The sequence below is a fragment of the Streptococcus sanguinis genome, from assembly GCF_020729725.1.
In the GTDB taxonomy this organism is placed as follows: Bacteria; Bacillota; Bacilli; order Lactobacillales; family Streptococcaceae; genus Streptococcus; species Streptococcus sanguinis_V.
The window spans coordinates 149,774-166,370 of the sequence record NZ_JAJEPA010000015.1 but is presented as its reverse complement, the minus strand read 5'-3'; the positions used below and the strand labels follow the sequence as shown (position 1 = coordinate 166,370).

Annotated in this window: 30 protein-coding genes and 1 rRNA gene; all 31 read right to left on the bottom strand. The window is 41.8% G+C overall.

Annotated elements, in window-relative coordinates; all coding sequences use genetic code 11:
- Positions 1-287: ribosomal RNA gene (locus tag K4I03_RS09965) — 16S ribosomal RNA — on the bottom strand; the annotation flags it as partial.
- Positions 288-520: 233 nt separating this feature from the next.
- Positions 521-1,780 carry a gamma-glutamylcysteine synthetase gene (locus K4I03_RS09960; RefSeq protein ID WP_227965091.1) on the bottom strand — a complete coding sequence of 420 codons (1,260 nt, stop codon included), beginning with the start codon at positions 1,778-1,780 and terminating at the stop codon, positions 521-523.
- Between the two features lie 247 nt (positions 1,781-2,027).
- On the bottom strand, positions 2,028-2,414 hold the full coding sequence (gene rplQ, locus K4I03_RS09955; protein ID WP_002894521.1) for a 50S ribosomal protein L17: 387 nt from the start codon (positions 2,412-2,414) through the stop codon (positions 2,028-2,030).
- An 11-nt stretch (positions 2,415-2,425) separates the two neighbouring features.
- On the bottom strand, positions 2,426-3,364 hold the full coding sequence (locus K4I03_RS09950; protein ID WP_002894519.1) for a DNA-directed RNA polymerase subunit alpha: 939 nt from the start codon (positions 3,362-3,364) through the stop codon (positions 2,426-2,428).
- 45 nt (positions 3,365-3,409) lie between these two features.
- Positions 3,410-3,793: a 30S ribosomal protein S11 gene (gene rpsK / locus K4I03_RS09945; RefSeq protein WP_001118385.1), complete on the bottom strand. Its 384-nt coding sequence runs from the start codon at positions 3,791-3,793 to the stop codon at positions 3,410-3,412.
- Positions 3,794-3,812: 19 nt separating this feature from the next.
- Positions 3,813-4,178, bottom strand: a complete 366-nt coding sequence (gene rpsM, locus K4I03_RS09940; protein WP_002894516.1) for a 30S ribosomal protein S13 — start codon at positions 4,176-4,178, stop codon at positions 3,813-3,815.
- Between the two features lie 17 nt (positions 4,179-4,195).
- The gene (rpmJ, locus tag K4I03_RS09935; RefSeq protein ID WP_001808836.1) at positions 4,196-4,312 is read right to left on the bottom strand and encodes a 50S ribosomal protein L36; all 117 of its coding nucleotides are present in this window, start codon (positions 4,310-4,312) and stop codon (positions 4,196-4,198) included.
- A gap of 22 nt (positions 4,313-4,334) precedes the next feature.
- Entirely contained in the window at positions 4,335-4,553 is a 219-nt protein-coding gene (gene infA, locus K4I03_RS09930; protein ID WP_001029883.1) for a translation initiation factor IF-1, read from the bottom strand.
- Between the two features lie 117 nt (positions 4,554-4,670).
- The gene (locus K4I03_RS09925; RefSeq protein ID WP_227965089.1) at positions 4,671-5,309 is read right to left on the bottom strand and encodes an adenylate kinase; all 639 of its coding nucleotides are present in this window, start codon (positions 5,307-5,309) and stop codon (positions 4,671-4,673) included.
- Positions 5,310-5,482: 173 nt separating this feature from the next.
- A complete protein-coding gene (gene secY / locus K4I03_RS09920; RefSeq protein WP_227965087.1) occupies positions 5,483-6,790 on the bottom strand; it encodes a preprotein translocase subunit SecY in 1,308 nt (435 codons plus the stop codon).
- A gap of 12 nt (positions 6,791-6,802) precedes the next feature.
- Positions 6,803-7,243 carry a 50S ribosomal protein L15 gene (rplO, locus tag K4I03_RS09915; RefSeq protein ID WP_002901833.1) on the bottom strand — a complete coding sequence of 147 codons (441 nt, stop codon included), beginning with the start codon at positions 7,241-7,243 and terminating at the stop codon, positions 6,803-6,805.
- 154 nt (positions 7,244-7,397) lie between these two features.
- Complete coding sequence (gene rpmD, locus K4I03_RS09910) at positions 7,398-7,580, bottom strand: 50S ribosomal protein L30 (protein WP_002894509.1); 183 nt, start codon at positions 7,578-7,580, stop codon at positions 7,398-7,400.
- Between the two features lie 13 nt (positions 7,581-7,593).
- A complete protein-coding gene (gene rpsE / locus K4I03_RS09905) occupies positions 7,594-8,088 on the bottom strand; it encodes a 30S ribosomal protein S5 (protein WP_002894506.1) in 495 nt (164 codons plus the stop codon).
- 17 nt (positions 8,089-8,105) lie between these two features.
- Complete coding sequence (gene rplR, locus K4I03_RS09900; RefSeq protein WP_009659213.1) at positions 8,106-8,462, bottom strand: 50S ribosomal protein L18; 357 nt, start codon at positions 8,460-8,462, stop codon at positions 8,106-8,108.
- An 85-nt stretch (positions 8,463-8,547) separates the two neighbouring features.
- Positions 8,548-9,084, bottom strand: a complete 537-nt coding sequence (rplF, locus tag K4I03_RS09895; protein WP_002894503.1) for a 50S ribosomal protein L6 — start codon at positions 9,082-9,084, stop codon at positions 8,548-8,550.
- Positions 9,085-9,273: 189 nt separating this feature from the next.
- Entirely contained in the window at positions 9,274-9,672 is a 399-nt protein-coding gene (gene rpsH / locus K4I03_RS09890; RefSeq protein ID WP_002898725.1) for a 30S ribosomal protein S8, read from the bottom strand.
- Positions 9,673-9,852: 180 nt separating this feature from the next.
- A complete protein-coding gene (locus K4I03_RS09885; RefSeq protein ID WP_001085697.1) occupies positions 9,853-10,038 on the bottom strand; it encodes a type Z 30S ribosomal protein S14 in 186 nt (61 codons plus the stop codon).
- Positions 10,039-10,055: 17 nt separating this feature from the next.
- Positions 10,056-10,598, bottom strand: a complete 543-nt coding sequence (gene rplE / locus K4I03_RS09880; protein ID WP_002894499.1) for a 50S ribosomal protein L5 — start codon at positions 10,596-10,598, stop codon at positions 10,056-10,058.
- Positions 10,599-10,621: 23 nt separating this feature from the next.
- Complete coding sequence (gene rplX / locus K4I03_RS09875; RefSeq protein ID WP_002894497.1) at positions 10,622-10,927, bottom strand: 50S ribosomal protein L24; 306 nt, start codon at positions 10,925-10,927, stop codon at positions 10,622-10,624.
- A gap of 75 nt (positions 10,928-11,002) precedes the next feature.
- Entirely contained in the window at positions 11,003-11,371 is a 369-nt protein-coding gene (gene rplN, locus K4I03_RS09870) for a 50S ribosomal protein L14 (protein WP_002894494.1), read from the bottom strand.
- Between the two features lie 25 nt (positions 11,372-11,396).
- Positions 11,397-11,657: a 30S ribosomal protein S17 gene (gene rpsQ, locus K4I03_RS09865; protein ID WP_000440801.1), complete on the bottom strand. Its 261-nt coding sequence runs from the start codon at positions 11,655-11,657 to the stop codon at positions 11,397-11,399.
- A gap of 23 nt (positions 11,658-11,680) precedes the next feature.
- Positions 11,681-11,887 carry a 50S ribosomal protein L29 gene (rpmC, locus tag K4I03_RS09860; RefSeq protein WP_002894488.1) on the bottom strand — a complete coding sequence of 69 codons (207 nt, stop codon included), beginning with the start codon at positions 11,885-11,887 and terminating at the stop codon, positions 11,681-11,683.
- A gap of 9 nt (positions 11,888-11,896) precedes the next feature.
- On the bottom strand, positions 11,897-12,310 hold the full coding sequence (gene rplP / locus K4I03_RS09855; protein WP_000960948.1) for a 50S ribosomal protein L16: 414 nt from the start codon (positions 12,308-12,310) through the stop codon (positions 11,897-11,899).
- Positions 12,311-12,313: 3 nt separating this feature from the next.
- On the bottom strand, positions 12,314-12,967 hold the full coding sequence (gene rpsC / locus K4I03_RS09850) for a 30S ribosomal protein S3 (protein ID WP_002894486.1): 654 nt from the start codon (positions 12,965-12,967) through the stop codon (positions 12,314-12,316).
- A gap of 12 nt (positions 12,968-12,979) precedes the next feature.
- A complete protein-coding gene (gene rplV / locus K4I03_RS09845) occupies positions 12,980-13,324 on the bottom strand; it encodes a 50S ribosomal protein L22 (RefSeq protein ID WP_002894484.1) in 345 nt (114 codons plus the stop codon).
- Positions 13,325-13,335: 11 nt separating this feature from the next.
- Positions 13,336-13,617 carry a 30S ribosomal protein S19 gene (rpsS, locus tag K4I03_RS09840; RefSeq protein ID WP_000533766.1) on the bottom strand — a complete coding sequence of 94 codons (282 nt, stop codon included), beginning with the start codon at positions 13,615-13,617 and terminating at the stop codon, positions 13,336-13,338.
- Between the two features lie 85 nt (positions 13,618-13,702).
- Entirely contained in the window at positions 13,703-14,536 is an 834-nt protein-coding gene (gene rplB / locus K4I03_RS09835) for a 50S ribosomal protein L2 (protein WP_002894482.1), read from the bottom strand.
- 17 nt (positions 14,537-14,553) lie between these two features.
- Entirely contained in the window at positions 14,554-14,850 is a 297-nt protein-coding gene (locus K4I03_RS09830) for a 50S ribosomal protein L23 (RefSeq protein ID WP_002894481.1), read from the bottom strand.
- On the bottom strand, positions 14,850-15,473 hold the full coding sequence (gene rplD / locus K4I03_RS09825; RefSeq protein ID WP_227965085.1) for a 50S ribosomal protein L4: 624 nt from the start codon (positions 15,471-15,473) through the stop codon (positions 14,850-14,852). The genes K4I03_RS09830 and rplD overlap by 1 nt, the downstream gene beginning before the upstream one ends.
- Before the next feature lie 24 nt (positions 15,474-15,497).
- Positions 15,498-16,124 carry a 50S ribosomal protein L3 gene (gene rplC / locus K4I03_RS09820; protein WP_002894479.1) on the bottom strand — a complete coding sequence of 209 codons (627 nt, stop codon included), beginning with the start codon at positions 16,122-16,124 and terminating at the stop codon, positions 15,498-15,500.
- An 84-nt stretch (positions 16,125-16,208) separates the two neighbouring features.
- On the bottom strand, positions 16,209-16,517 hold the full coding sequence (gene rpsJ / locus K4I03_RS09815; protein ID WP_002894478.1) for a 30S ribosomal protein S10: 309 nt from the start codon (positions 16,515-16,517) through the stop codon (positions 16,209-16,211).
- Between the last annotated feature and the right edge of the window lie 80 nt (positions 16,518-16,597).

Here is a 16,597-nt window from a genome sequence, read left to right as displayed (position 1 = left end):
CGTCGCCTTGGTGAGCCGTTACCTCACCAACTAGCTAATACAACGCAGGTCCATCTGGTAGTGATGCAATTGCATCTTTCAATTAATTATCATGCAATAATCAATTTTATGCGGTATTAGCTATCGTTTCCAATAGTTATCCCCCGCTACCAGGCAGGTTACCTACGCGTTACTCACCCGTTCGCAACTCATCCAAGAAGAGCAAGCTCCTCTCTTCAGCGTTCTACTTGCATGTATTAGGCACGCCGCCAGCGTTCGTCCTGAGCCAGGATCAAACTCTCATTAAAAAGTTTGAGTTTGCACTCATTACTGTCCACTGACAGATTTATTTTCGTTTTTTTGACAGGTTACATATCTCTATGTCACCCTGCACTTGGTTCGTCTTGTTCAGTTTTCAAAGGGCTTTGTCTTTCGCGACAACTATATTAGTATATCACCTATACCACCCAACTGTCAATACCTTTTTTGAAAAAAATTAAAAGTTTTCTAGAATTTTTTATTCATCAGAGGCTAGCCTCTATTAAAGAGTGGGAAGATAAGCTTCCTCACCTAGTTGACGAGCTAATAAACCAGCTCTCGCCAGCTGAAGCAAACTCTTTGTGAATTCATAAATATGCTCTCTTTCACTTGCAGACAACTCTTTTTTAGAAAACTTTCTTCTTAAAGCTTTGTAATCCCGGCCTTCCTCCTGAAAGAAGGGAGCGTCTTGTAAATAGGCTTTCACATTTTCCAAGTTTTCTAAAATACCAAGATGAAAAGCAGCAGAAGAAAAGGTTTTATCAAAAGGTTGGGTACAGACACTCCGAAACTCTACTGTCCCCCGTGTCGTCAAATCTTGATACTGGTAACTTCTGTGATTCTTGAAGTCTGCTTCCCTTGGAGTCAAGTTTGCTTTTTCACCTGAAAGGCTATAAGCTTCAATAGTTTTCTGGCTCAAGTATTCATTAGCAGCTATCGGATAGAAATAGTAGGATTGACCATTTCGTTCAGCAGTGAAAAGTGCTGATTTACTAAGATAAGTAAAAAAATCATCTTCAGTTTGAAAATCTTTCGAATTCACACCCGCATTTTCCTGTAAAATGCCATGCATTGATTGTTCCCAGAAAATATCCCGAGCTATTTTTGTATCCCAAGAAGAATCAGAAAACTCTGAATTGGCAAAGAGGTATGCCTTGGCAGCTTCAATTTGATTGAAGACATTGATAACAGTTAAATAATTTTCTCTTGAAACATCTAACTGCACCTGACTCCCACAAATAAAAGCACCATATTCTGGATAATTGTGCAGACCATCCATGTTCTTTCCCATAGCTAAATACTGCATCAGCATTTCATATCTTGGATACTTAACTGGACTATTATTATTTTCTGCCCAGAAAGGATGAATTCCTTTACCTTGAATTTCATGGTTTTCTTTGCGTAGAATTGCCTGAATAATGCTCAGATAGTTCTTAAAACGCTCTTCAACTTCTTGGATTCTGGAAGCCTTGGCAAAAGCAAATTCCAAAGTATTGTAAGAGACCTCAAAAAGAATTCTGTCTTCATTTTTAGTAGATTTCAGTTGAATGGGATTCCCGTCTCTGTCAAATCGTTCCGACTCAAAATCATACTCTTCCAACAGACGTTTCAAGAGATTTTTTGCAACATTTGTATCAGTCGCTCCGCCCTGGCTATTGACAATAGGAAATTCTAACTCAATGCCAATGTAGACAGTTGGATTTTCTTTGATATTCTTTAAATAGCGTTCTTTTAAAATTTGGATTGAATCCATCATTTCCATTTCCTATAAATTTTTGATAGTGTTAAAGTATTATAACAAAATTTCAGGTATTTTCCTAGCCTCATGCAAAAACGCCTGCTTACGAAATTGTTTTTGCCTTAAAAGCAATTTCGTAAACAAGCGTCTACCTATTATCAACTATATGATGAGTGTTCCCGCTAGGAAAGAATCCTAGCGGTAGACCAGAGCTAGACTAAGAATAGAGATTCTATTCCATCATCATAACACTCAACAAAGATTGATGATCTTAAACTAATTCGATGATTGCCATTGGCGCAGCATCTCCACGGCGCGGTTCAGTTTTCAGGATACGAGTATATCCACCGTTGCGCTCTGCATAGCGTGGTGCAATCTCAGAGAACAATTTTTGAAGAGCAGTAGTTGTAGTATACTTTTCTGTTGCTTCATCATAGTTTTCTGATGCGATTTCATTGCGTACAAAAGCTGCAGCTTGACGACGAGCGTGCAAGTCTCCACGTTTGCCCAATGTAATCATTTTTTCTACTGTTTTACGGATTTCTTTAGCACGAGCTTCAGTTGTCACGATTGATTCGTTGATCAGCAAATCAGTAGTCAAATCGCGAAGCATCGCTTTACGTTGCGAGCTAGTGCGTCCTAGTTTACGGTAAGCCATGTATTCCTCCTTTATTTATCGTTTTTTAACCCCAGACCGAGATCAGCAAGTTTAACTTTTACTTCTTCCAGACTCTTGCGTCCCAAGTTACGAACTTTCATCATTTCAGGCTCAGATTTTTCTGTCAAATCAAATACAGTATTGATACCTGCACGTTTCAAACAGTTGTATGAGCGAACTGACAAATCTAATTCTTCGATGGTCCGTTCCAAAATGCGGTCATCAGAAGTCTTTTCTGCTTCCTTCATAACGTCTGCAGCGATAGCTACTTCTGTCAGATTAGTGAAGAGATTCAAATGTTCCGTAAGGATGCGAGCTGAAAGTCCCAAAGCATCTTCTGGAATAATTGTTCCATTCGTTAAAATTTCAAGGGTTAGTTTGTCAAAACCATCGTTGCTACCAACACGAGCTGGCTCAACCTGGTAATTAACTTTTGTCACAGGCGTATAGATAGAATCCACCGCAAGTGTTCCCACTGGTGCATCATCTTTCTTATTTTCATCTGCAGGCACATAACCACGACCGCTATTGACAGTCATCGTTGCCTTAAAGCTTGCACCTTCTCCGATTGTAAAGAGATAATGATCAGGGTTTATAATTTCAATATCACTGTCTGTTAAAATGTCCCCGGCAGTTACTTCTGCTGGTCCTTCAACATCCAGTTCAATAATCTTTTCGTCTTGGACGTAAGATTTTACAGCAATCCCTTTGACGTTCAGAATAATTTGCATCACGTCTTCGCGGACACCAGAAATTGTATCAAACTCGTGTAGCACACCTTCAATATTAATTGAAGTAACAGCAGCACCTGGAAGTGAAGCCAAAAGCACACGGCGAAGAGAATTTCCCAGTGTTGTACCATAACCACGCTCAAGTGGCTCTACTACAAACTTGCCATAATCTTTATTTTCATCAATTTTTGTTATATTTGGTTTTTCAAACTCAATCATTTGCTATACTCCCTCTTAAACGAAAAGCAGTGTAACGGTTGGTGATTATACACGGCGACGTTTTGGAGGACGAGCACCATTGTGTGGTACAGGAGTCACATCACGAATAGCTGTTACTTCAAGACCAGCGGCAGCAAGAGCACGAATAGCAGACTCACGACCAGAACCTGGACCTTTTACAGTAACTTCAACTGATTTCAGACCGTGTTCCTGTGCAGATTTAGCAGCTGCTTCAGATGCCATTTGGGCAGCAAATGGTGTAGATTTACGAGAACCTTTAAATCCAAGAGCTCCAGCAGATGACCAAGCAATCGCGTTACCATGCACATCAGTAATCATAACAATAGTGTTATTAAATGTAGCGTGAATATGAGCAATACCGGATTCGATATTTTTCTTCACACGACGTTTACGTGTTGGTTTAGCCAAGACTTTTTACCTCCTTATATTATTTTTTCTTACCTGCAATCGCAACAGCTTTACCTTTACGAGTGCGGGCGTTATTTTTAGTGTTTTGTCCACGGACAGGAAGTCCACGACGGTGACGGATTCCACGGTATGAACCGATTTCCATCAAACGTTTGATGTTCAAGTTTACTTCACGACGAAGGTCACCTTCAACTTTAATCGCATCTACTTCACGACGGATAGCGTCTTCTTGTTCGATTGTAAGATCTTTTACACGGATGTCTTCTGAAACTCCAGCAGCTGCCAAGATTTTCTTAGAAGTTGGAAGTCCGATACCGTACACATAAGTCAGTGAAACGACTACACGTTTGTCATTTGGAATGTCAACTCCAGCAATACGAGCCATTTTTTCTCCTTTCTATCTTATCCTTGACGTTGTTTGTGTTTTGGATTTGCTGGGCAAATTACCATAACACGACCATTACGACGAATAACTTTGCAGTATTCGCAAATTGGTTTGACCGATGGTCTTACTTTCATTTTTTCCCTCCAAGTTTTTCGATTATTTAAAGCGGTATGTGATCCGTCCACGTGTCAAATCATAAGGACTCATTTCTACAGTCACACGGTCTCCCGCTAAAATACGAATATAGTTTTTACGAATTTTACCAGAAACTGTTGCTAAAATCTGATGTCCATTTTCAAGTTCAACCGTAAACATTGCATTAGGCATTGTATCAACTACCTTGCCTTCAACCTCAATCACATCGTCTTTTGCCACGCAAAAGTACCTCCATAAATTTCGATTTGATCCCTCTGAGCACAGAGGTAACAATTATAAGTCAGACTAATTCATTGTATCACTACTTGTCAAATATTGCAAGCAGGAAAAACGCTTTTATTTCAAATTTGTCAAGACTTTTTCGATAGCTGAGAAGACATCATTAATATCCTGATTTCCTTGAATATCATGGACCAGACCTTTGCTGCGATAGTGATCAATAATCGGCTGACCCTGAGCAATATTGACATCCAAACGACGTTTAACCGTCTCAGGCTTATCATCTTCACGCTGGTAATAATCCTCTTCCTTGTAGTCTGCTGGCGGATTGAAGACCTTGTGGAAGGTTTCGCCTGTTTCACGATGGATAATCCGACCGCTCAAACGCTCCAGCAAGCTGTTAGGATCCACTTCGATATTGATAACGCCGTCCAAAGCTAAATCAAGCTCTGCCAGAGTTTGATCCAAGGCATTTGCTTGCTCAATCGTGCGCGGATAGCCATCCAAGAGGAAGCCTGTTTGCTTAATATCATCCTGGCTCAAGCGCTCTTTGACAATGCCGTTTGTCACTTGGTCTGGAACCAACTCGCCCTTGTCAATATAGGACTTGGCTAAAACGCCCATCTCTGTTTGGTTAGCAATCGCCGCACGGAACATATCTCCAGTCGAAATATGCGCAACATTGAAGTTCTCAACGATTTTAGCAGCTTGAGTTCCTTTACCAGCACCTGGTAAGCCCATAATCAAAAGATTCATGATTGGTCTCCTTTTTTGTTTTTAAAGCAATCTATTAAACCGATTAATAAACTCGTTTAAAAACAAAATAGAAGGGGGTGAGTCTACTCTGTCCCCTTTTATTTTGTTTATTTTCGGTTCAAGAAAGGTTATCTGAACGGGCTTCTCATTAGAAAAGCTATTCAAAAAGTCCCTTACTCTGAAGTATCCATAAAGCCGACATACTTTCTCTTCAGCAGGTAGCCTTCTAGCTGTTTCATTCCCTCAATACCGGTTGAGATGATGATCAAGAGACTGGTTCCTCCAAGAGCAACGGCATCTGTCAATCCAAATACATCTTTAGCCAAAATAGGCAGGATAGAAATGAAACCTAGGAAGAGAGATCCCACTGTTGCCAAACGACGAAGCAGCTTAGACATGTAGTCTTCTGTTCCTTTACCTGGACGAACACCTGGAATGTAGGCTCCGCTCTTTTGCAGATTTTCTGCTGTCTTCTCTGGATTAATCTGTACAAAAGTATAGAAGAAGGTAAAGAGGACAATCAGGAAGGCATACATGAACATACCACTAATGGTCGTTGTTGCCAAAAGTGACTGAGCTGTCTTAACCCAATCTGCGTCATAGCCCAAGGCACTGACAACTTGGAAAATCGCTGCCGGTGCAGCTGTAATCGAGCTGGCAAAGATTACTGGAATAACCCCAGCCGGATTGACTTTCAGTGGCAGATAGGAGCTAGAAGGTGCACCCTTAGCTACTTTCGTATACTGAACTGGAATTTTATATTCAGCCTGCTGTACAAAGGTTGTAAAGTAAATGATAAGCAGGACTGCCACAATCAGAATTCCTACAAAAATGAAAGATGAAGTCAAGCGTTCACTAGGGATATTGACAAAGTAATCTTCATAGATACCTTTAATCATATCAGGGATTGCAGAGACGATACCGGCAAAGATAATCATGGAAACGCCGTTACCGTAACCCTTATCCGTAATCTGCTCTCCCAGCCAAGTCACAATCATAGAACCAGTTGCTAGAAAAATGTAAATCAAAACATAGGTCTGTACATTCGGATTTGTAATAAGATTTGCTCTTGAGAGAGCGCCAAAACCAGCGGTAATCCCAATTGCCTGCAAAAAAGCCAACATGAGGGCGATATAACGAGTCGCTTGATTCAGCTTCCTACGTCCTACTTCCCCTTGCTTGCCCCACTCTACAAACTTCGGAAGCAAGTCCATTTGGAGCAACTGAACAACGATAGATGCTGAGATGTATGGACTGACCCCCAGAGCAAAGACTGAGAAGTTGCGCATGGCATTACCAGAAACCAAGCTCAGCATATTCAAGAATGGCAAATCATTCAAGTTGCTCAAAGCTTTGGCATTAATCCCCGGAACCGTTATGGTTGTACCGATACGGAAAACTAAGATGATAAAAATCGTGAACAGAATCTTAGACCGTACCTGTTTGATTTTAAATGCGTCTTTTAATAGTTTGAAAAACATAGGTCACCTCGCTTAGATGACTTCCACTGAACCACCTTTAGCAGTGATAGCTTCTTCAGCTGATTTAGAGAATTTAGCTGCCTTAACAGTCAATTTCTTTGTCAATTCTCCGTTACCAAGAATCTTGATACCTGATTTTTCAGCTTTTACAATACCTGCTTCGATGAGAACAACTGGTGTTACTTCAGCGCCATCTTCAAAGGCGTTCAGTTGGTCAAGGTTAACAATCGCATATTCTTTGCGGTTGATGTTCAAGAAACCACGTTTTGGAAGACGACGGAACAATGGAGTTTGTCCACCTTCAAAACCAAGGCGAACGCCGCCACCGCTACGAGCTTTTTGACCTTTTTGACCACGGCCAGATGTTTTACCGTTACCAGATGAAGTACCACGACCAACACGGTTGCGGACTTTACGAGAACCTGCAGCAGGTTGTAATTCATGAAGTTTCATTATATTATTTCTCCTCTTTTGTAAAATGCTAGCGCTCATATAGGAGAAAAGGTGTCTCCTATATAAACTCGCCTATACATATATTTAGTTTTAGGGGCTGAGAAAATCCCATCCCCTAACGTATTTTAATTTAAAGTTGTTAAACCAGCAAAGCTTATTTAACTTCTTCAACAGTTACCAAATGTGATACTGCAGTAATCATACCGCGTACTGCTGGGTTATCTTCTTTGATAACTGAGCTGTTCAATTTGCCAAGTCCAAGTGCTACAACAGTTTTACGTTGTGACGGGATGCGTCCGATTGGAGACTTAGTCAAAGTAATTTTAATTTGAGCCATATTATCCCCTTTCTTATGCCAAGTCAGAAACTGAAATACCACGAAGGGCAGCAACTTCTTCAGCGCGTTTTAATTGTTTCAAACCTTCAACAGTTGCGCGAACGATGTTGATTGGTGTGTTAGAGCCAAGAGATTTAGATGTAACATCTGCTACACCTGCCAATTCGATGACGGCACGAACTGCACCACCAGCAGCAACTCCAGAACCCTCAACAGCTGGCTTAAGCAATACTTTAGCTCCGCCAAATTCTGAAAGAACTTCGTGAGGAATGGTTGTCCCAACCATTGGTACTTCAATCAAATTCTTCTTCGCATCTTCAACTGCTTTGCGGATTGCTTCTGGTACTTCTTGAGCTTTACCAGTACCGAAGCCAACACGACCATTGCGATCACCAACAACTACAAGAGCTGCAAAGCGAAGACGACGTCCACCTTTAACAACTTTTGTAACACGGTTGATGGCAACTAAACGTTCTTCAAGTTCAACTGCGTTGTCTTTAAATGCCATTTTCTAGTGTCCTCCTCTTAGAATTTCAATCCGTTTTCACGAGCTGCATCAGCCAAAGCTTTTACACGTCCGTGATAGAGATATCCACCGCGGTCGAAGACGACTTCAGAAATACCTTTAGCAACTGCACGTTCAGCAACGAGCTTACCAACAACAACGGCTTGTTCTGTTTTAGTTCCTTTTGAAACTTCTTTGTCAAGAGTTGAAGCGCTTGCGAGCGTTACACCCGCTACGTCATCAATCACTTGAGCGTAGATGCCTGTATTAGAACGGAATACGTTCAAACGTGGGCGATCAGCAGTTCCAGAGAGTTTTCCGCGAACGCGACGGTGGCGTTTCTGGCGGATTTTATTTTTATCTGGTTTCGTAATCACAATTTTCACCTCTTAATTTTAATCTTGTGCTTATGCACAACCTTGGGAAACAGCTTGTTTGGCCGAGAAAATCAGCCAGACAAGATTATTTACCAGTTTTACCTTCTTTACGGCGAACGAATTCACCAACGTAGCGGATACCTTTACCTTTGTATGGCTCTGGAGCACGCAGGCTACGTACGTAAGCTGCAGTTTGTCCAACTACTTCTTTTGAAATTCCGCTGACAACGATAGTTGTTGGGTTTGGAAGTTCAAAAGTGATGCCTTCTGGTGCTTCTACTTCGTCTGGATGAGATTTACCAACTGAAAGTACAAGCTTTTTACCTTGAAGTTGTGCACGGTAACCAACCCCACGCATTTCAAGTTCTTTCTTGAATCCTTCTGATACACCAACAACCATGTTGTTCAAAAGGGCACGAGTTGTTCCGTGGATTGTTTTCATTTCTTTTGAATCGTTTGGACGGTGAAGAGTTACTTCAGTTCCTTCCACACGGATTTCAATATCTTTTGAGAACTCACGAGTCAGTTCTCCTTTAGGTCCTTTTACAGTTACAACGTTATCTTTGTTGCTGATTTCAACACCAGCAGGCAACACGATAACTTTATTACCAATACGTGACATGTATATATTCTCCTGTTAGATTGTCAGGCCGCAAGCGACCAGTTTTCACGGGGCTTAAATCGATTTCTCGATTTAAAGGAACATTTAGGTTTCAATTTCAAAGTGAATCTAGGCATCGTCTCGCAGACATAACTTTGGGTTAGGCAAGAGACGATAACGAAGAGTCACAAAGAAATTGGGAGCTAAATATTACCAAACGTAAGCGATAACCTCTCCACCAACATTCTTTTGGCGTGCTTCTTTATCAGTCAGCAAGCCTTCAGATGTTGAAAGGATAGCAATTCCAAGTCCGTTCAGAACTTTTGGAAGATCGTCGCGTTTCTTGTAAACACGCAGACCTGGTTTTGAAACACGTTTCAAACCAGTGATAACTTTTTCACCATTTTGTCCGTATTTAAGGAATACACGGATGATGCCTTGTTTGTCATCTTCAATGATTTCAACGTTTTTTACAAAACCTTCACGCTTCAGGATTTCAGCAATCCCTTTTTTGATGTTTGATGCAGGCACTTCAAGCACTTCGTGGTTTGCTTGGTTAGCATTACGGATACGTGTCAGAAAGTCTGCAATTGGGTCAGTCATAACCATTTTATATTTCTCCTCTTACTAGTAGTTTGCAAGCTGCACTTGCTAGTTAATGATTGAGCTAGGCTCAGAATATGTTTCTAGGTTTCAATTCCTAAGTGAGTCTAGGCATCGGCTTGCAGGCATAACTAAAGTTAGGCAAAAACCGATAACGCGGAATCATAACGGAATTGGAAGCTAGAATTACCAAGATGCTTTGGTAACGCCAGGGATTTGTCCTTTGTATGCTAATTCACGGAAGCAAACACGGCAAAGTTTAAACTTGCGGTAAACGGAATGTGGACGGCCACATTTTTCACAACGAGTATAAGCTTGCGTAGAGAACTTAGCTGGGCGTTTGTTCTTAGCAATCATTGATTTTTTAGCCATTTGTTTTACCTCCTATATTATTTTGCAAAAGGCATTCCAAGGCCTGTAAGCAATTCGCGTGACTCTTCGTCAGTGTTAGCAGTTGTTACGATAACGATGTCAAGACCGCGAGTCTTATCAACGTCATCAAAGTTGATTTCTGGGAAGATCAATTGTTCTTTCACACCAAGTGTGTAGTTTCCGCGTCCATCAAAAGATTTTGTTGGAACACCGTGGAAGTCACGAACACGTGGAAGAGAAACTGAAACCAATTTATCCAAGAATTCATACATACGTTCGCCACGAAGGGTTACTTTAGCACCGATCGCTACACCTTCACGAAGACGGAAGCCGGCGATTGATTTTTTAGCTTTAGTGATAAGTGGTTTTTGACCTGAGATAAGAGCCAATTCTTCAGCAGCTTTTTCAAGGTTTTTAGCGTTTGATACAGCGTCACCGACACCCATGTTCAAAACGATTTTATCCACTTTTGGCACAGCCATAACAGATGAGTAGTTGAACTTTTCAGTCAAAGCAGGAACTACTTCTTTAAGATATTTTTCTTTTAAACGATTTGCCATTATACTTCTCCTTTCCTTCGTGATTAGTCAAGCACTTCGCCTGATTTTTTATTGTAACGAACTTTTTTGCCGTCTACAAACTTGTAGCCAACACGTCCTGCAACACCATTCTTGTCAAGTACTTGAACGTTTGACACATGGATTGGTGCTTCTTTTTCCACGATAGCACCTTGAGGGTTTTCGTTATTTGGCTTTTGGTGTTTCTTAACGATGTTTACACCTTCAACAACAACTTTGTTTACTTTTGGAAGAGCTGTAACAACAAGCGCTTCTACACCCTTGTCTTTACCAGCAATTACGCGAACTTTGTCGCCTTTTTTTACAAACATTTATTTCTCCTCTTAATTCTTACGCCCATAGGGGCACCCTGACTTTTGTCAGGGGACTGTGTTTGTTAATTTTGATTAAAGTACTTCTGGAGCCAATGATACGATCTTCATGAAGCCGCCGTCACGCAATTCGCGAGCAACTGGACCGAAGATACGAGTTCCGCGAGGAGTTTTGTCTTCACGGATGATGACTGCAGCGTTTTCGTCAAATTTGATGTATGAACCATCTTTACGACGAGCACCTGATTTAGTACGAACGATAACAGCTTTTACAACGTCACCTTTCTTAACCGCACCACCAGGAGTAGCTTGTTTTACAGACGCAACGATTACATCACCGATGTTAGCGAACTTACGTCCTGAGCCACCAAGAACTTTGATTGTCAAGATTTCGCGAGCGCCGCTGTTGTCGGCAACTTTCAAACGAGTTTCTGTTTGAATCATTTAAGTTTTCTCCTTTCTGGTTTGATTAGATGATAACCGCTTCTTCAACGACTTCTACAAGACGGAAGCGTTTTGTAGCTGAAAGCGGACGAGTTTCCATGATACGAACGATATCGCCTTCTTTGGCAACATTGTTTTCGTCATGTGCTTTGTACTTCTTAGAGTAGTTAATACGTTTACCATAGACTGGGTGGTTACGTTTAGTTTCAACTACAACTGTGATTGTTTTGTCCATTTTGTCAGAAACAACGCGTCCGACAAGAACTTTACGATTATTGCGTTCCATTGAAATTCTCCTTCCCTAGTCTATTATTTAACTTCTGATTGAACAGTTTTGATACGAGCGATTTGTTTTTTCACTTCTTTCAGGCGAGCTGTCTGCTCCAATTGGCCAGCAGCTGCTTGGAAACGAAGATCAAACAATTCTTTCTTCAATTCATTTTCACGCTTCGCGAGTTCTTCTTGAGAAAGACCACGAAGTTCTTTAACAAATTCTTTTACTTCATTAAGTTTCATGCCTTCTCCTTATTCTGCTTCACGTTTTACGAATTTACATTTAACTGGAAGTTTGTGGCTTGCAAGGCGAAGCGCTTCGCGAGCGATTTCTTCTGAAACGCCAGCAACTTCAAACATTACTTTGCCACGCTTAACTGGCGCAACCCAACCTTCTGGAGCACCTTTACCAGATCCCATCCGTACACCGATAGCTTTTGCAGTGTATGATTTGTGTGGGAAGATTTTAATCCAAACTTTACCACCACGCTTCATGTAACGAGTCATAGCGATACGGGCAGCTTCGATTTGGCGGTTAGTGATCCAGTGGCTAGTAGTTGCTTGAAGACCGTATTCTCCAAATGCTACTTCTTTTCCGCCTTTAGCTTCACCGCGCATTTTTCCACGGAATTCGCGACGGTGTTTAACACGTTTAGGTACTAACATTGGTTATTTACCTCCTTTAGTGTTTTTACGAGCTGGAAGGACCTCTCCACGGTAGATCCAGACTTTAACACCCAGTTTACCGTAAGTAGTATCAGCTTCTTCCCAAGCGTAATCGATATCCGCACGAAGAGTGTGAAGCGGAACAGTTCCCTCAGAGTAACCTTCGCTACGGGCGATATCTGCACCGTTCAAACGACCTGATACTTGAGTTTTGATTCCTTTAGCTCCTGCACGCATTGTACGTTGGATAGCTTGTTTTTGAGCACGACGGAAAGCAACACGCTGCTCAAGCTGGCGAGCAATTCCTTCACCAACCAGATGCGCATCCAAGTCAGGACGCTTGATTTCGATGATGTTGATGTGGACTTGTTTTCCAGTCAATTTGTTGAGTTTTGCACGGAGTGCATCAACGTTTGCTCCACCTTTACCGATAACCATACCTGGCTTAGCAGTGTGAAGAGAAACGTTTACTTTGTTTACTGCGCGCTCAATTTCAATAGTTGAAATCGCTGCGTCAGCCAATTCTTTTTGAACGAATTTACGGATTGCAAGATCTTCATGAAGGTAATCCGCGTATTCTTTTTCAGCATACCATTTGGCATCCCAATCACGGATGATGCCGACACGCATACCAATTGGATGTACTTTTTGACCCACGATGTTACCTCCTTATTTTTCTGCAACAACCACAGTAATGTGGCTTGTGCGTTTGTTTATTGGTGAAGCTGAACCTTTAGCGCGCGGACGGAAACGTTTCATAGTTGGTCCTTCGTTTGCGAAAGCTTCAGATACTACCAAGTTTGCTTTTTCCAAACCAAAGTTGTTTTCAGCATTAGCGATTGCAGAGTTCAAAACTTTTTCGATAATGCCAGCAGCTTTGTTTGGAGTGAATTTCAAGATTGCGATTGCGTCAGCGACGTTTTTACCACGAATATTGTCAAGAACCAGACGAGATTTACGAGGTGAAACACGCACTGTACGAGCCATTGCTTTAGCTGAAGTAATTTCTGCCATTTATGTTCTCCTTATTTTCTACGTGTTTTCTTGTCGTCTGCAGCGTGACCCTTGTAAGTACGAGTTGGCGCAAATTCACCAAGCTTGTGACCTACCATGTCTTCCTGGATGTAAACAGGCACGTGTTTACGTCCGTCATAAACTGCGATTGTGTAACCAATGAAACTTGGGAAGATCGTTGAACGACGTGACCAAGTTTTGATGACTTTTTTCTTTTCGTCGTTAGCTTGAGCTTCAACTTTCTTCATCAGATGCTCATCGACGAAAGGTCCTTTTTTAAGACTGCGTCCCATTTTATATTTTCTCCTTTAAATAAGTACCACAGCGGCCTGCGCTGACTAAGCAGCGCTACCGAGCTGGCGGATAGATTGTTTTAAATTATTTCTCGTTGCGACGACGAACGATAAGTTTGTCAGATTTCGCTTTTTTGTTACGAGTTTTAAGTCCAAGAGCAGGTTTGCCCCATGGAGTAGATGGCGCTTTACGACCAACTGGTGCTTTACCTTCACCACCACCGTGTGGGTGATCGTTAGGGTTCATTACAGAACCGCGAACTGTTGGGCGGATACCTTTCCAACGGCTACGTCCTGCTTTACCAAGATTTACAAGTCCATGTTGTTCGTTTCCGACAACACCAACTGTAGCGCGGCAAGTACCAAGAATCATACGAACTTCGCCTGATTGAAGACGAACAAGTGTGTACTTGCCTTCTTGACCCAATACTTGAGCAGAAGCTCCAGCAGCACGAACCAATTCTCCACCGCGGCCTGGCTTCAACTCAATGTTGTGAACCAAAGTACCAACTGGGATGTTAGCAAGCGGAAGAGCGTTTCCGACTTTGATATCTGCTTCAGGACCTGAAACGATACGTTGACCAACTTCAAGACCTTTAGGAGCGATGATATAAGCCTTCACACCGTCAGTGTAGTGAACCAAAGCGATGTTTGCTGAACGATTTGGATCATACTCGATTGTTTTTACAACTGCTTCAACAGCGTCTTTGTTACGCTTGAAGTCAATCAAACGATAGTGACGCTTGTGGCCGCCACCTTGGTGACGAACAGTGATGCGACCGTTGTTATTACGACCAGCCTTGCTCTTCAAAGAAACAAGCAAAGATTTTTCTGGAGTGCTGGTAGTGATTTCAGCGAAATCCAAAGAAGTCATATTACGGCGACCGTTTGTTGTTGGTTTATAAACACGAATTCCCACGATATTTCCTCCTTAGATTATTCTTCTTCTGCACCGAACAACTCGATTGCTTTAGAATCAGCTGTCAGTGTTACGATAGCTTTTTTAGTTTTGTTTGTAAAACCAGTGTAGCGTCCAACACGTTTTGCTTTTGGTTTTACATTGATAGTGTTAACGTTAGCAACCTTAACTCCTTCAAAAGCAGCTTCAACAGCTTGCTTGATCAAGAGCTTGTGAGCGCGAGTGTCCACTTCAAATACGTATTTGCCTGCTTCGTACTGAGCCATTGAGCCTTCAGTGATAACAGGTTTTTTGATTACGTCGTACAAATTCATTATGCAAGAACCTCCTCAATTTTAGAGATAGCTGCCTGAGTAACCAGAAGTTTATCGCTGTTTACGATGTCCAGAACGCTTGCAGTTGTTGCAGTTGCAACTTTCACGTTTGGAAGGTTGCGAGCTGAAAGTGCAGCGAATTCGTTTCCTTCTTCAAGGATAACAAGAACTTTTGTATCGATGCTCAGTGCAGCAAGCACTTTTGCAAACTCAGCAGTTTTTGGAGCTGTAAATGAAAGGCTGTCTACAGCTACGAATTTGTTTTCAGCAACTTTTTCAGAGTAAACTGATTTCAATGCCAATCTACGAACTTTACGTGGAAGTTTGTAAGCATATGAACGAGGAGTTGGACCGAATACGATACCACCGCCACGCCATTGTGGAGAGCGGATAGAACCTTGACGAGCACGTCCAGTTCCTTTTTGACGCCATGGTTTGCGTCCGCCGCCTGATACTGCAGAACGGTTTTTAACAGCGTGAGTTCCTTGACGAAGGCTAGCGCGTTGGCTAATGATAACATCAAAGACAACTGATTCATTTGGCTCAACACCAAAGACCGCATCGTTCAGAACTACTTCACCAGCTTCTTTACCAGTTTGGTCAAATAATTTTACGTTTGCCATTGTGACTGATTTCCCCTTTCTTTATTATTTACCAGCTTTAACTGCTGACTTGATAGTGATAAGAGATTTCTTAGCACCTGGTACGTTACCTTTAATCAGGATAACGTTCTTTTCTGGAACAACTTGTACGATTTCAAGATTTTGAATCGTTACACGGTTGCCACCCATACGTCCAGCCAAGCGTTTGTTTTTGAACACGCGGTTTGGCGCAACTGGTCCCATTGAACCAGGACGACGGTGGTAACGTGAACCGTGAGCCATTGGACCACGAGATTGGCCGTGGCGTTTAATAACACCTTGGAAACCTTTACCTTTTGAAGTTCCTGTTACATCAACAACATCACCAGCTTCGAATGTATCGACAGTGATTTCTGCTCCTACTTCCAAGCCTTCAATGTTTTTGAATTCACGAATGAAGCGCTTAGGAGCTGTGTTAGCTTTCGCTACATGGCCTTTGGCAGGTTTGTTGCTCAATACGTCACGAAGGTCATCAAAACCAACTTGAACTGCGTTGTAACCATCTGTTTCAACTGTTTTAACTTGAAGAACAACGTTTGGAGCTGCTTCAACAACAGTTACAGGGATTAATTCGCCAGCTTCAGTGAAGATTTGAGTCATTCCCACTTTTTTCCCTAAGATTCCTTTTGTCATGAGAAAATGTTTCCTTTTCTATAATTTTTTTCAAAAAGTTTTTAACGAGCGTTTTTCATGCTCCGGTTTAGATCAAACTTTAGATTAAAGTTTAATCTCTACGTTCACACCACTTGGAAGATCCAATTTCATCAAAGCGTCAACTGTTTTTTGAGTTGGGTTGATGATATCGATCAAGCGTTTGTGAGTACGCATTTCAAATTGTTCGCGAGAGTCTTTGTATTTGTGAGTCGCACGAATGATTGTGTAGAGGCTGCGCTCAGTTGGAAGTGGGATTGGACCCGCAACTTCAGCACCAGTACGAGTAGCAGTTTCTACGATTTTTGCAGCCGCTGTATCAAGTGTACGATGTTCGTAAGCTTTCAAACGGATGCGGATTTTTTTGTTTGCCATCTTTTTCTCCTTTTCGTCTATTTAAGATAATAGGCTAGCTCCACAAGAAAACCGACAGGTGATTGCGTGGCAATGCAACC